The organism is Neptuniibacter sp. QD29_5, assembly GCF_047778125.1.
Lineage (GTDB): Bacteria > Pseudomonadota > Gammaproteobacteria > Pseudomonadales > Balneatricaceae > Neptuniibacter.
On the sequence record NZ_CP180556.1, the window covers coordinates 2,312,561 to 2,325,011 of the forward strand.

A 12,451-nucleotide genomic window follows, 5' to 3' on the forward strand; every position below is an offset into this window, starting at 1 on the left:
CTCTAAATCAGGCTGAAGGGTGGGTTTTATCAGATGCAAAGGTATTTTCTTGGTAGCGACCATAGCTATAGTAAGCCGCACAAGCACCTTCACTAGACACCATACAAGAACCTAAAGGATTCTCAGGTGTGCAAGGGTCGCCAAACAAGGTGCAATCCCGAGGGGATTTAACGCCGCGTAAGATCGCGCCACACTCACAAGCTTTGTTTTCTCGTGTACTACGATATTCAACCGTAAAACGCTTTTCGGCATCAAATTCGGCAAAAGTATCTTTAATACGTAAAGCGCTATAGGGCACAACACCTAAGCCACGCCATTCAAATGAGCGGCGCAGCTCAAAGGTATCTGCGACGATGGATTTCGCTTGGACATTACCCTCATAAGTCACTGCGCGGGAAAATTCATTCTCAATCTCCGCACGACCATCGTTAACCTGCCTTACTAACATTAAGATCGCCTGCAATACATCGAGCGGCTCAAACCCCGCTATAACCACAGGCTTTTGATACTCTTCGGCAAAATAGTAATAGGGTTGGGAACCAATCACAGTACTGACATGCGCAGGCCCTACAAAACCATCTAAGCGCAGAATCCCCAGCTCTCTCACCTCTGGGGATTCCAAAATATTACTGATCGCAGCAGGAGTCAGAACGTGATTACAAAAGACGGTAAAGTTCTTCAAACCTAGCTTTTGTGCCTGTCGAATCACTAAAGCTGTAGGCGGTGTTGTAGTTTCAAAACCTATGGCAAAAAACACGACCTCTCGATCTGGATTATCTTGCGCAATGCGTAGAGCATCCATACAGGAATACACCATCCGTACATCCGCACCCTCCGCTTTAGCTTTTAGCAAACTACGTTTACGCGACCCCGGCACACGCAGCATATCGCCGTAAGAACAGAGAATAACTTTATGAGTAACCGCCAATTCGATAGCTGAATCCAAGCGATTAATCGGCAAAACACACACCGGGCAACCAGGGCCGTGGATCATTTTTACATTGTTAGGTAACAGATCAGGAATCCCATAGCGGAAAATCGCATGGGTATGCCCGCCACAAAATTCCATAAAGTGATAATCCCGATCAGTATCGACCTCTTTACTGATCTTAGCCGCAATCTCTTGAGCTAGTGCGCCATCGCGATATTCATCAACATACTTCATTGTGATGCCTCTATCGCTTGTTGTTGCTCAAGTTCATCTAACTCTGCAAACAACGCTAAGGTTCGAGCAGCTTCCTCTGGATCAATCTTATTCAAAGCATAGCCTACGTGCATAATGACGTAGTCTCCTACGGCCAGATCGGCAATCAGCGCTATATTGATCTCTTTTCTCACCCCACCTATATCTGCAATTGCAGACTCGGTATCAATAATCTCTTCAATACGAACAGGGATGGCTAAACACATAGCGTCTCTCTCTCATTGTTCTTGTCATTGTCGTTCTTATTCTTGTTTTGACGAGCCAAATTAGCTCTTTCTAACGCGATCTGCGCCTGCCCTAGCGATATAGAACCGTCATTACATGGTAGTTTTCGTGCCGTAACGACTTGTAAGTCTTGCGCCTCTAACTGCTCGGTAATTCCTTGAAGCAGAAGCTGATTTAAAAAACAGCCTCCCGCTAAGACAGCTTTATTGATCCCTTCTTTTACTGCGTTATCAGCCACCCAACGCGATAACGCTGTGATTAGCTGCTGATGAAACAAGGCTGCACCATACCCTTGATCCTCACAATCAAGCAGACGGGCAAATAATGGCTCTAAATTTAAAGGAGACTGCTTCGTATCAATCAGTAATGATTCGTTCGGCCATGGGTGTGATTTAAGGTAACGATAAGCTGCAGATTCAAGCGCCATGGCCGCTTGCGCCTCATAAGCATTTATCTCTTTCAATCCTAGTAAGGCAGCCGCCGCATCAAATACGCGCCCAGCACTGCTGGTCATCGGTGTATTGATATTTTTCTGTAACAATTGGCTGATTATAGGAGCTGCTTTCTGATCACCAAAACGGTTTTCAATCTGCTCAGCTCTATCTAACTGAAACAATACACCTGAAGCTACCCGCCATGGCTCTTTTGCAGCACTATCCCCTCCGGGTAGAGGAATTGGGTTCAAACTGGATAGGCGCTGATAATCACCTTGATGAACCTTAAATAGCTCTCCGCCCCATAGCATACCGTCATCACCCAAGCCCAAGCCATCTAGGGCTAAACCAATAACAGGCTCTTTTATGCCATGTTCTGCGACAACTGCAGCAATATGGGCGTGATGATGCTGTACCTGCAACATAGGGATCTTACTTGCTTGGCTAAACCGTTGTGCAAATCCGGTGCTGTAAAACTCAGAATGCAGATCGGCAACCACGAGTTCAGGTTTGATGTCCAACATAGCGCTTAATTGCTCGACGGTATGATTGAGCTGACGGCAACACTCAGGGTTATCAAGATCACCTATATACTGTGATACGTATGCACGATTACCTTTGGTTAAGCAGACTGTATTTTTAAAGTATGCTCCAACCGCTAAAACAGAAGGTAACTGTGCATCGGCTGCAAAAGGTAATTTAATATATTGTGGCGATAATCCACGACCACGTCTGACCAGCTCACCACCTTGTTCAGCAATCATAGACACTACAGAGTCATCGCAACGGGTATGAATATCACGATCATGCATCAGGTAGCCATCAGCTATCCCCTGCAGTTGAATTAGCGCTTCTGCGTTGTCGATTACTTGAGGATTTCCACTGCGGTTTGCACTGGTCATCACCAAGAGGAGATCTTGCTTTTCCGCGAGCCATTGAATTCCTTCTGGGCTGCCTGCATCTTTGTGAAACAGCAAATAATGTAATGGAGAGTGCGGTAACATCACGCCTAACCAAGCTTGATCAGGTGCTAACTCTTCAGGTAATGGCTCTTTAGAATCCAAAGCCGGCTTTTCGCGCTTTGGTACAAGACAAACAGGAGCATCCATCGCTTTGAGTCTTTGTACCCGTTGATCCGTTAGCTCAACATAGGGCTTCAAGGATTGAGGATTAGCCGCCATAACCGCTAAAGGCTTTTCATCGCGATGTTTGCGCTCTCGTAACCGTCTAATTGCTTGTGGGTTTCGAGCATCGCAAGCTAGATGGAAACCTCCCACACCTTTTATCGCAACTATTTTGCCCTGTTGGATCAATTCAATCGTTTGCGCAACAGGATCATTACACTGAAATTGCTGCCCATCTTCAGAATAAAAACTGAGTTGCGGTCCACATTCACCGCATGCAGTAGGCTGGGCATGGAATCGTCTATCCACAGGATCGGTATATTCCGAATCACAACGATGACACAGCCGGAATTTCGCCATAGTGGTATTGGGGCGATCGTAAGGCAAAGCCGTGATTAGACTGTAGCGGGGACCGCAGTGAGTACAATTAATAAACGGGTATAGATAGCGACGATTGTTTGGATCGAACAGCTCACTTAAACAGTCCTGACATACCGCAGCATCCGGTGTAACAGAAAGATCGAGTTCTCCCTGCTCACTCTGAATGATTTTAAACTGGGTCAGACCTGGTTCTATTGCAATAGAGCTAACATCTAGAGACTCTATCTCTGACATCGAAGGTTGTTCAGACGTCAGCTGAGCAACAAACTGATCAAGTTGAGCCTTGTCGGCTTGAGCAAAGATCGTCACCCCTTTTGGACCATTCGCCACAGATCCGATCACCCCAAAGCGTTGCGCGAGGTTATACACAAAGGGACGGAAGCCAACCCCCTGTACTTGACCTCGAACTTCTATCTGCAACGCTGAAACTGCCATACTCATGCTCTGATCTTTTAATGGAAATCTTTATTCAGACCATATCGTTCCAGCTTGGAGCGAAGTCCAACTCTGGATAACCCAAGCTCGCGAGATGCTTGGCTTTTATTCCAACGATGACGAATAAGTGTTTCCCTTAAAATACGCTTTTCCAAGGTTTCGATACGCTCTTTTAATGTGCCATCCAAGCAAGCCAGCACTTCTGTCTCGGCAGTCTCTTCAACCGGAGCTGCACGTAACACACGAGGACTCAATAGATCCGCAGATAACCATTCCTCTTCCGCTAACACCAACATGCGGCGAATTTCGTTCTGTAGCTCCCTAACGTTACCCGGCCAGCAATAACGACGCATACAATCTAACGCTTCTTCGGTAAAACCTTTCGCAGGCTTATCAAACTCTTGCACAGACTTGGCTAAAAAGTCCTCAGCAAGCACCGGAATATCCATTGCACGACGTTCTAATGCGGGTAACTCAAGGGTCACTTCAGCTAAGCGGAAATATAGATCCTGTCGAAATCGGCCCGCTCGAACCTCCTCTTCCAAGTCTCTATTGGTAGAAGCCACTACACGGACATTAACTTTTCTACGCTGGTGTTCGCCTAGGCGACGAACTTCTCGTTCCTGAAGAACTCGTAACAATTTCACCTGAAAAGCGGGGCTAATTTCACCGATCTCATCTAGAAAAATCGTGCCACCATCGGCGCGTTCAAACAAACCAACATGATCTGTAATCGCCCCCGTAAACGAGCCTTTCTTGTGACCAAATAACTCAGAAGCTAACAACTCATCCGGCATGGCACCACAGTTTTCCACTACAAAAGGGCGCTCTGCTCTTAAACTGTTGTAATGAAGCGCGCGAGCAAACAATTCTTTACCTGCACCAGAAGGGCCTGTGACCAATACCGAGACATCATAAGGAGCGATTTTCGCGGCCTGTTCACACAGGTCGTTTAATGGACTCGTCGAATGTCTACGAATTTCATCTAGTTGATAGGCCTGTTGTAGGTGCTGCTTTTTCTCTTTAACGTTTTTCTCTACCTGCGATGCGGTATGTCGCATCTCCATCGACAGCAGCTCATTTTCATTCTGCAACTCATACAGACGACAGGCTCCACGAAGAATTAGTAGAAGGTTGTCCGGATGCCAGGGCTTAGTGATGTACTGCAAGATTCCTGCTTCGTTCAAGCCTTTAATAATATCTTCGGAATCAGTGTAACCGGATAGGATTAGCCGTGCCGTTTGCGGCCAACGCTCACGAACCTCGGTTAAAAACTCTACACCGGTTTTCCCTGGCATACGCTGATCACAGAGAATCGCTTGGAATGTATGCTGCTCTAGCAGGTGTAGCGCCTGATCCGCATCCGTAGCTGTAAGAACATCAAATTCTTCATCTAAGGTACGTTCTAATGTTTCTAAAGAACGTACCTCATCATCTACACAAAGTACTAAGGGTCGTTTTCGGGTCGGCATTAGAGAAGGGCCTCAAACTGCTGGATTTCAGACTTCAGCTGATCAATCCGTGTTTGAATCATCCCTTTTCTATTTTCCTCCAACCATTCCTGCCATTCCTGCATTCCTTCGCCGGATTTAGCGGACAGTTTGAGTACTTTAATGTCTGGATTCACTTGGCGGGCAAATTCAATACACTTATCCACATCAAAATCTAAATGCGGAAGTAGATCCGTCTTATTTAGGATCATGATATCTGCAGCGTGGAACATATCTGGATACTTGAGCGGTTTATCTTCACCCTCTGTCACAGACAAAATGGCGATCTTATGTGCCTCACCAAGATCGAATGCTGCCGGGCAAACAAGGTTGCCAACATTCTCAATAAATAGGAAACCACCTTGTAGGTCATCTAAGTTATCTAAAGCATGGCCCACCATGTGTGCATCTAGATGACAGCCCTTACCTGTATTAACTTGTACCGCTGGCACACCCGTTTCTCGAATACGGTCAGCATCATTTGCCGTTTGCTGATCACCTTCAATCACTGCCACTTTACGCGATTCTTTTAAGCGATTAATTGTTTCGGTTAATAGTGTGGTTTTACCTGAACCCGGACTAGAGACTAGGTTTAATACAAACAGGCTTTGCGCTTCAAAACGCGCACGATTGATCTGCGCATAGCGGTCATTCTTTCCTAAAATATCCTGTTCGATCTGTACCATTCGGCTTTGACTCATACCCGCTACATGAGCATGGGCCGGGCCTTTACCAAAATGCAGATCCTCACCTTGTTTCTCTATAGAATTGTCATCATGCCCGTAATGATGCGTATGCTCGCTATGAGAATGATCATGATGAGCGTCCTCGTGATGGGAATGCGCATGTGTATGCTGACCTTCGATCTTTACATTACCTTCACCGCAACCGCAAACCGTACACATTATTCCACCTCCAACTCTTTAATTCGCATCTCGTCCCCTTGGACGACCTGAAGTTGGTAGCTGCCACACTCCGGACAGCTGTCATAGCGTTGACTAATTGGAACGTTTTTCAAGCACTGCATACAGAATGCCTCACCGGGTATCTTTATTATTTTTAGTTCAGCTCCCTCAGCTAGGGTGCTGCGCGTTACCGCTTCAAAGCAAAACGTTAACGCTTCTGTTTCTATCATTGATAATGGGCCAAGCTCCAGCCAAACAGTTTTAACTCGATCATACTGTTGTTCTTTGGCTTGATCTTCCAGCACTTGGACAATGCCTTCTGCAATCGACATCTCATGCACGATTAATTGACCTCAACTTCATAAGCGACACAAGGATCTACTGATAATATTAGTTTACCCACTAAATCCGCTGCTTTATCTTCAGGGACCTTTACCCCTTCTAACATACTGACCAAAGTTCCTTGTGGATGAAAGTTCCACTCCGTTGGCGCAATAACCCGATACTGATTGATATGCTCATCACCATTGTTACTTGTCGCCATAGTCACTCGATGAATCAGAGCCCCTCTTGCCGCTTCCACCCAAGCGAAACCAGGCTTATCAGATCGAATCAATTCTTCATCATCTACTTGTAGCAGTCGATGAGGCATCGCTTTTAACTCTAACAACAATGCCAAAAATCTCTGAGCAATAGGATTAATCGTAAGTAGTTTCGATTCTTTAATCATCGAACGCTTACAATTCCGTGTCCAGATGCTAGTTTCAAAACAACCACCTTCACCTTGAGGCAAAGCGCAGAAGTTCTGGCCTCTTTGATTTAGTTGCCAATCCAAATAGTCACTCGATAAATCCATTTCAGGGCAAGCAGGTCCAAGACTAATGCCATCATATTTTTCACTTAGATCTGCAACGGTTTTTCCAATCGGATGTGTTTTACTTTGCGCATAGACAGCTTCTTTAAACTGCAATTCATCAGGCCCGGTAATATTTTTCAACATCCCTTCTAGCTCACTGATAAAACGTGGTAACGGAAAGCGCTTTTCCGGAACACTGGGGTTTAGCTGCAAACACCAAGCTAGCTGTGCTCTAAAGTCTGCAAACCAGTTTAATAGTTCAGGTAAATGCAGCAGATTAGCGCTATCTAGCCAATCGCGCCCTAAACGCAAACCCAGCTCTTTAGTAGTCTCAGCAAGGAGTAACAGTTTTCTTGCTTGTAATGTTTGAGACGCTATCTGTTGTCCTTGAGCAGACTCAATCGCCATCAACGCAGCGATGGTCTGAGCACAACTACAAAGACTGTAAAGTAATGGAACCCTCTGTATAACTTCATCAGGACTTTTACCTTCCAGTAAACGCGTTAATTCTGTCGGGCGCGAGGATTGAACATTTACCTTTCGAATATAACCATCAAGGTAATCCACCCCAACATTGATCTTACCAGCAAGATTTATGCTCGCGTCCATAAAATCACCTAACGCTCATCAGCCAAGGCAGCAGTTATAAATTTACGCCGACTTAAGCCTTCTTTAGTTTTGTGGTTATCAGCACTGGCCTTCAGTACTTTTTCTTCCCGCTCTCTTTTCTGAACCTCTTTGGCTAATTGCAGATCTGTTTTGCCACAATTTTCAACCTCTAATACAGCTTTCAGAACTTCTTTCGCTGTTAAAACTGCGGTTTCTTGATCTTCAAACTCAAACATTGGAGAAAACAATGAGCAACTGCCATAAGCTCCTAAAACTTCACTTCCAGCATACAAAAATTCATAGCTACCCGAAGGTAGTAACACTATCTTTTTACTCCCCACTTGAGCCTGATCATAATCTGTACTTCCTTCAGAGATCAGAATTAGGTTCATACACCAAGGGGTGATCAGCACAGCTAACTTATTCACTTCTAAAACAGCACCTTCAACAACATCAACTTGCAAAGCAGGATTATAAAACTCCAACTCTGCCATCGAGATCGCGACTTGTTCGTAATTCGCTTTAAGCTGTTGAAAGAAATCCACTTTAACCTTCAACGACCATAAACTGATCTTTTTCGCCATCACATTCGGGGCAGCGCCAATGATCAGGCAGTTGGCTAAAAGGCGTGCCAGCAGGGATTTGCCAAATATCATCCCCTGCTGCTGGGTCATAGACATGCCAGCAGATTTTGCACTCTAGGCGTGCATCATCAGCTATACGATCACTGTCTCCTAAGTAACTGCCTTCGAATCCTTGATAGCTTGTCATACCAGAACCTCACGAATCTCGATCAAGCGTTCATACGAATCACTTAGATCTTCTGGGGCAGCGCAAGCAACTAGAGGAATATCGGTGATTTCTAAGGTATCTAGAATCAATTGATCAGTACTGTTGAAATACTGAACTCGCCATAAGCCATCAACACAGGTTGAGGTGATACGGCAGTTACCATAACCGCGAGATAGAATTGTGACTGGCCCTTGTCCTACCACTTGATCCAGATAGGCATGATCCAGAGGCGAGAATGGCAGAAGTGATAGATTGATGACATGTGGCGCTTCAGGTTTTTCAGTTTGCATACTGTAGACTGTTGAAGCCTCACCAATCTCAATTAGTACAGATGGAGCATTCAACACACCTTCTGGAATCTGCAACTGCTCAGTATTCAAAGGCTGACCTGATTGAAAAGCTTGCTCACGGCTAACACCTGGCACATCAGCAACTTCAATAGATTCACGTATAACATCGCCGTTTTTATCGAATTCCCTTAAGCGCCATACACCTGCTAAAACGGTTTCTTGCGCTTTAACTTCGGTCTCACCCGTTAAAGTCAAACTTACTTCACCTTCGCCCAGAATCTGGTTTATCAGATCTAAATCGGGCTCTGGGAGCGCTGATAGCAACATTACGGGAGGTTCATCACCAATGCGATAGGTTTTAAGATGATGTTGCAATTGCTCTAATACAGCCAGCGCTTGAGGGCACTCAGAGGCCTGCTCGGGTTCAGGCAGGATGGGAATATCATAACTATCCATTTCCGAAGGCATTTTCATATAGTCCAAAACCATTTCGCCTTCATCTTGGCTACCCGGCCCCATTGGAACATTTACTAGAGGGATACCATTGTTTTCCATATTACTCACCTTTTACTGACCACAAGCGGATTGAACAGGGTTAACCACCACTGGTATGCCAATACCTGGATCGCGACGAGGTTCTAACGCTAGAATGCTCGGGATTTCTGCAAGATAGATATCCCAATCTTGAACCTTACTGATAGCTCCTAAATAACGTCCTTCTTTTAAAAACACCAATGAAGGCCATACCGTAAAGTTGTAACGTCCTTGCACCTTTTTTTCATACTCAGGCGCCACAATTGCTGGTGTTAATTCAGGAAATCGCTTTACCAATTCAGGCAATATCACAGCTACATCATTACTTTCTGGAAAACGATGAGCCTGCTCAGTACAAAACAAAACCGTGAATTCTTGATCTTTAATGAAGCTATTGAAGTTATCTTCGTTCAGAAGCGGGTAGCCCTTTTCTTCAATCAACTGTCTTATCAGTGGAGAAGTCATATCCAGCTCTCTTAGTTATTATTCTGAAGATGCGGTGGCAACTGCGGTGGCTGTTCAATCAAATCTGAAAACAACCGATCAACATCGGCAGCATCACCTTGCATGATGGATTGGACTGCAATGAGTGCATTTCGAACTTCGGCTGCTCGTTGCTCGCTCAATACTTCTCTAGCAGCACCAAGGAAAACTAAAACCCAAGTTCCAGTAGGCTGTTGACCTAATAGAGAGAGATCAACTCGCTCAATCTGATCCCCATTTTCACACTCCGCCGATACTCCATCACAGCATACAATTCTCATTGGTATGCCAAGACACATTAACTGCTACCTTCGGTCGACTTAATAAATCGTGGATCACCCTGTCGAAAAGCTTCATATTCAGATGGTCGACCACCCTCATATGAATTTAACCCCAGCTCACCCGGGGCTAACTCTTCAGGAGTGCAGTTATCACCAATTGGCTCAACCCCTAATTTTTTAAGGTAAGCTAGAGCGATCTTAATGGCAGGCTCGATTTGAACGCGAACAGATTCACGAAGGCTGCCGCCAAAGTCTTCTAATTCAACTGGCTGGCAACCGATGAGGAGCAAGTGCTTTGGATAGCTGCCTGTAAACTCAGCCATAGCCAACACTTCTTGAAAACCAGTTTGATGAAGACTCATCTGTTTAGCCCCCATAAACTTAGGCACGTCATCATCGTGGATGACTTTTAACGTACCCGGTTCCAAACCGTAGTCGATGGCATCAAACACGACAAGCACATCAGCAGCTTGCACATGTTGCACAAGGTAGATCCCTTGCGTTCCACCGTCCATTAACTTGGTTTTATTTGAAAAGCGGTAGTTTTGATTCAGCGTTTCGACACAACGTACACCAAACCCTTCATCCGCCCAGAGGATATTGCCTATTCCGAGGATAAGCACTTTTTTATCTTGATAGAGCGTATCTTCTATCATTTACAGCACACCCGACTCTGTCTTGAAATTATTTTTGTTATTGCAGAATCAATTTACAAAGAATGTGCCAAGTCATTAATAATGGATCAAACGCCCGTGACACCTAACTCTCAAGCAAACAGACAAACAGAACACACAAGCCAACCAAAACAAAACATTTCAATTTATAACAAAACTGAAAACTTACTTACCACCCATCGGATTTCACATAAGTTATTGGTCGTATAACATCCAGTTCTGCTATAATGACTTTCGATTTTTTTGCTGTTTCGGAGTGATCAATTCCCACATGACTGAAGATGAGTTATTCAGTCGGCTCGCTTCACTTTCATCAGAGCAATTGGACGCCATTCATAACAAGCTGTTACAGAAAGTAGAAAAAAAGAAAGCTGAACGAGAGCGACTTAAAAAACTACCCCCGCGAAATTCCAACGATTTGGAAGCACTCGCTGATATACAAGGTTTAGATTTAAGCTCACTGCTACGCGATGCCAAACGCTATTCCTAAATGGCATCTAATGAATGTAACGTGATAGTTTGTAGCAAAACGATTTTCACGCTTTATCTCGCATAAAGCATTTACACGATTTATTTCTAGATACAGGACATTTTCCATGGGTCTTGCTGATAAAGTATTGGCTGTTAATAACGATCTTCCCATCCGTACTGACCTACCAGTTCATAGCGGTAAAGTTCGCTCTGTTTACTGGCTGACTAAAGAAGACAGTCAACGTCTGATCAAAGAAAAAGGCTACAACGTTCACGAAGGTGCCGAGCTGGCAGTCATGGTGATCAGTGACCGTATTTCCGCTTTTGAATGCATCTGGACTGGTGAAGGCGGCATGCAAGGCGTACCTGGTAAAGGCGCAGCACTCAATGCTATCTCTAATCACTGGTTCAAACTGTTCCGCGAAAACGGTCTTGCCGACAGCCATATTCTAGATATTCCTCACCCGCTGGTTTGGATCGTCCAGAAAGCAAAACCAATAATGATCGAAGCGATTTGCCGCCAGTACATTACAGGCTCAATGTGGCGCGCCTACGAAAAAGGTGAACGTGAATTCTGTGGTATCCAAATAGCAGAAGATTTAGACAGAGATCAAAAACTGCCTGAACTACTTATCACACCATCAACCAAAGGCATTTTGAAAGGCGTTCCAGGCGTACCAGAGGTTGATGATGTAAACATCACTCGCAATGACATTGTGAATAACTTTGAAGCGTTTAAGTTCCTACAAGCGGATGATGTAGAACAATATGAAAAGCTTTTGAAAGAAGGCTTTGAAGTTATCAGTAATGAACTAGGCAAAATTGACCAGATTTTTGTTGATACTAAGTTTGAGTTTGGCTATGTCACTGATGCCGAAGGCAATGAAAAGTTAATCTACATGGATGAAGTAGGCACCCCTGACTCTTCACGTATCTGGGATGGTCCAGCTTATCGTGAAGGTGAAGTGATTGAGAATTCGAAAGAGGTTTTCCGTCAGGAGCTTCTAAACCACTTCCCCGATTCAGATATCCTTGTGAACAAGGATCGCATGGAAGAGCGCTATGCACTTGCGCGCGACAATGAGCTTCCCGCCTCTCTAATCCAGAAAGTTTCGGACACTTATGTAGGCATTGCAGAGAAGATAATCGGTCAAAAACTGCAACAATCAGATAATCCGAAAGCTGAGATTATTAAAATCCTTCGTGATGAATACCAACTGATCGACTGATCTTGTCAGAAAAGAGCGTTTTTTAAAGGCCGCT

General features: G+C 44.7%; 15 protein-coding genes. 2 read left to right on the forward strand and 13 right to left on the reverse strand.

The window, feature by feature from the left end:
• Nucleotides 1-7 precede the first annotated feature (7 nt).
• From hypD to ACMXYR_RS10970, 13 genes are read right to left on the reverse strand one after another with little or no spacing between them, the layout of a single operon-like run.
• Nucleotides 8-1,165 carry a hydrogenase formation protein HypD gene (gene hypD, locus ACMXYR_RS10910; protein WP_415901587.1) on the reverse strand — a complete coding sequence of 386 codons (1,158 nt, stop codon included), beginning with the start codon at nt 1,163-1,165 and terminating at the stop codon, nt 8-10.
• The gene (locus tag ACMXYR_RS10915) at nt 1,162-1,410 is read right to left on the reverse strand and encodes a HypC/HybG/HupF family hydrogenase formation chaperone (protein ID WP_415883977.1); all 249 of its coding nucleotides are present in this window, start codon (nt 1,408-1,410) and stop codon (nt 1,162-1,164) included. Before ACMXYR_RS10915 ends, hypD begins: the two co-directional genes overlap by 4 nt.
• The gene (gene hypF, locus ACMXYR_RS10920) at nt 1,401-3,809 is read right to left on the reverse strand and encodes a carbamoyltransferase HypF (RefSeq protein ID WP_415901588.1); all 2,409 of its coding nucleotides are present in this window, start codon (nt 3,807-3,809) and stop codon (nt 1,401-1,403) included. The genes ACMXYR_RS10915 and hypF overlap by 10 nt, the downstream gene beginning before the upstream one ends.
• An 11-nt stretch (nt 3,810-3,820) precedes the next feature.
• Nucleotides 3,821-5,275, reverse strand: a complete 1,455-nt coding sequence (locus ACMXYR_RS10925) for a sigma-54-dependent transcriptional regulator (protein WP_415901589.1) — start codon at nt 5,273-5,275, stop codon at nt 3,821-3,823.
• Entirely contained in the window at nt 5,275-6,198 is a 924-nt protein-coding gene (hypB, locus tag ACMXYR_RS10930; protein WP_415901590.1) for a hydrogenase nickel incorporation protein HypB, read from the reverse strand. The genes ACMXYR_RS10925 and hypB overlap by 1 nt, the downstream gene beginning before the upstream one ends.
• Nucleotides 6,198-6,530: a hydrogenase maturation nickel metallochaperone HypA gene (gene hypA, locus ACMXYR_RS10935; protein ID WP_415884644.1), complete on the reverse strand. Its 333-nt coding sequence runs from the start codon at nt 6,528-6,530 to the stop codon at nt 6,198-6,200. The genes hypB and hypA overlap by 1 nt, the downstream gene beginning before the upstream one ends.
• Before the next feature lie 11 nt (nt 6,531-6,541).
• Complete coding sequence (locus tag ACMXYR_RS10940) at nt 6,542-7,663, reverse strand: nickel-dependent hydrogenase large subunit (protein ID WP_415901591.1); 1,122 nt, start codon at nt 7,661-7,663, stop codon at nt 6,542-6,544.
• Nucleotides 7,664-7,671: 8 nt separating this feature from the next.
• Nucleotides 7,672-8,208 (reverse strand): [NiFe]-hydrogenase assembly chaperone HybE, encoded by a 537-nt coding sequence (gene hybE / locus ACMXYR_RS10945; protein ID WP_415901592.1) that lies wholly within the window; start codon nt 8,206-8,208, stop codon nt 7,672-7,674.
• Between the two features lies 1 nt (nt 8,209).
• On the reverse strand, nt 8,210-8,434 hold the full coding sequence (locus ACMXYR_RS10950; RefSeq protein ID WP_415896541.1) for a rubredoxin: 225 nt from the start codon (nt 8,432-8,434) through the stop codon (nt 8,210-8,212).
• On the reverse strand, nt 8,431-9,300 hold the full coding sequence (locus tag ACMXYR_RS10955; RefSeq protein ID WP_415901593.1) for a hydrogenase expression/formation C-terminal domain-containing protein: 870 nt from the start codon (nt 9,298-9,300) through the stop codon (nt 8,431-8,433). The genes ACMXYR_RS10950 and ACMXYR_RS10955 overlap by 4 nt, the downstream gene beginning before the upstream one ends.
• Before the next feature lie 12 nt (nt 9,301-9,312).
• Nucleotides 9,313-9,744 carry a hypothetical protein gene (locus ACMXYR_RS10960; RefSeq protein ID WP_415901594.1) on the reverse strand — a complete coding sequence of 144 codons (432 nt, stop codon included), beginning with the start codon at nt 9,742-9,744 and terminating at the stop codon, nt 9,313-9,315.
• Between the two features lie 11 nt (nt 9,745-9,755).
• Nucleotides 9,756-10,043, reverse strand: coding sequence for a HypC/HybG/HupF family hydrogenase formation chaperone (locus ACMXYR_RS10965; protein ID WP_415901595.1), 288 nt, complete (start codon nt 10,041-10,043; stop codon nt 9,756-9,758).
• A 17-nt stretch (nt 10,044-10,060) separates the two neighbouring features.
• Complete coding sequence (locus ACMXYR_RS10970; RefSeq protein ID WP_415901596.1) at nt 10,061-10,699, reverse strand: HyaD/HybD family hydrogenase maturation endopeptidase; 639 nt, start codon at nt 10,697-10,699, stop codon at nt 10,061-10,063.
• Nucleotides 10,700-10,988: 289 nt separating this feature from the next.
• Here ACMXYR_RS10970 and ACMXYR_RS10975 point away from each other — a divergent pair, with 289 nt between their 5' ends.
• Both ACMXYR_RS10975 and ACMXYR_RS10980 read left to right on the forward strand, forming a co-directional pair.
• Nucleotides 10,989-11,207, forward strand: coding sequence for a hypothetical protein (locus tag ACMXYR_RS10975; protein WP_415901597.1), 219 nt, complete (start codon nt 10,989-10,991; stop codon nt 11,205-11,207).
• A 106-nt stretch (nt 11,208-11,313) separates the two neighbouring features.
• Nucleotides 11,314-12,417 (forward strand): phosphoribosylaminoimidazolesuccinocarboxamide synthase, encoded by a 1,104-nt coding sequence (locus tag ACMXYR_RS10980; protein WP_415901598.1) that lies wholly within the window; start codon nt 11,314-11,316, stop codon nt 12,415-12,417.
• Nucleotides 12,418-12,451 lie beyond the last annotated feature (34 nt).

Excerpts from the sequence above, each read along its gene's own strand:
- hypD (WP_415901587.1), bottom strand. The coding sequence starts at position 1,165 with ATGAAGTATGTTGATGAATATCGCGATGGCGCACTAGCTCAAGAGATT.
- ACMXYR_RS10915 (WP_415883977.1), bottom strand. The coding sequence starts at position 1,410 with ATGTGTTTAGCCATCCCTGTTCGTATTGAAGAGATTATTGATACCGAG.
- hypF (WP_415901588.1), bottom strand. The coding sequence starts at position 3,809 with ATGAGTATGGCAGTTTCAGCGTTGCAGATAGAAGTTCGAGGTCAAGTA.
- ACMXYR_RS10925 (WP_415901589.1), bottom strand. The coding sequence starts at position 5,275 with ATGCCGACCCGAAAACGACCCTTAGTACTTTGTGTAGATGATGAGGTA.
- hypB (WP_415901590.1), bottom strand. The coding sequence starts at position 6,198 with ATGTGTACGGTTTGCGGTTGCGGTGAAGGTAATGTAAAGATCGAAGGT.
- hypA (WP_415884644.1), bottom strand. The coding sequence starts at position 6,530 with ATGTCGATTGCAGAAGGCATTGTCCAAGTGCTGGAAGATCAAGCCAAA.
- ACMXYR_RS10940 (WP_415901591.1), bottom strand. The coding sequence starts at position 7,663 with ATGGACGCGAGCATAAATCTTGCTGGTAAGATCAATGTTGGGGTGGAT.
- ACMXYR_RS10950 (WP_415896541.1), bottom strand. The coding sequence starts at position 8,434 with ATGACAAGCTATCAAGGATTCGAAGGCAGTTACTTAGGAGACAGTGAT.
- ACMXYR_RS10955 (WP_415901593.1), bottom strand. The coding sequence starts at position 9,300 with ATGGAAAACAATGGTATCCCTCTAGTAAATGTTCCAATGGGGCCGGGT.
- ACMXYR_RS10960 (WP_415901594.1), bottom strand. The coding sequence starts at position 9,744 with ATGACTTCTCCACTGATAAGACAGTTGATTGAAGAAAAGGGCTACCCG.
- ACMXYR_RS10965 (WP_415901595.1), bottom strand. The coding sequence starts at position 10,043 with ATGAGAATTGTATGCTGTGATGGAGTATCGGCGGAGTGTGAAAATGGG.
- ACMXYR_RS10970 (WP_415901596.1), bottom strand. The coding sequence starts at position 10,699 with ATGATAGAAGATACGCTCTATCAAGATAAAAAAGTGCTTATCCTCGGA.
- ACMXYR_RS10975 (WP_415901597.1), top strand. The coding sequence starts at position 10,989 with ATGACTGAAGATGAGTTATTCAGTCGGCTCGCTTCACTTTCATCAGAG.
- ACMXYR_RS10980 (WP_415901598.1), top strand. The coding sequence starts at position 11,314 with ATGGGTCTTGCTGATAAAGTATTGGCTGTTAATAACGATCTTCCCATC.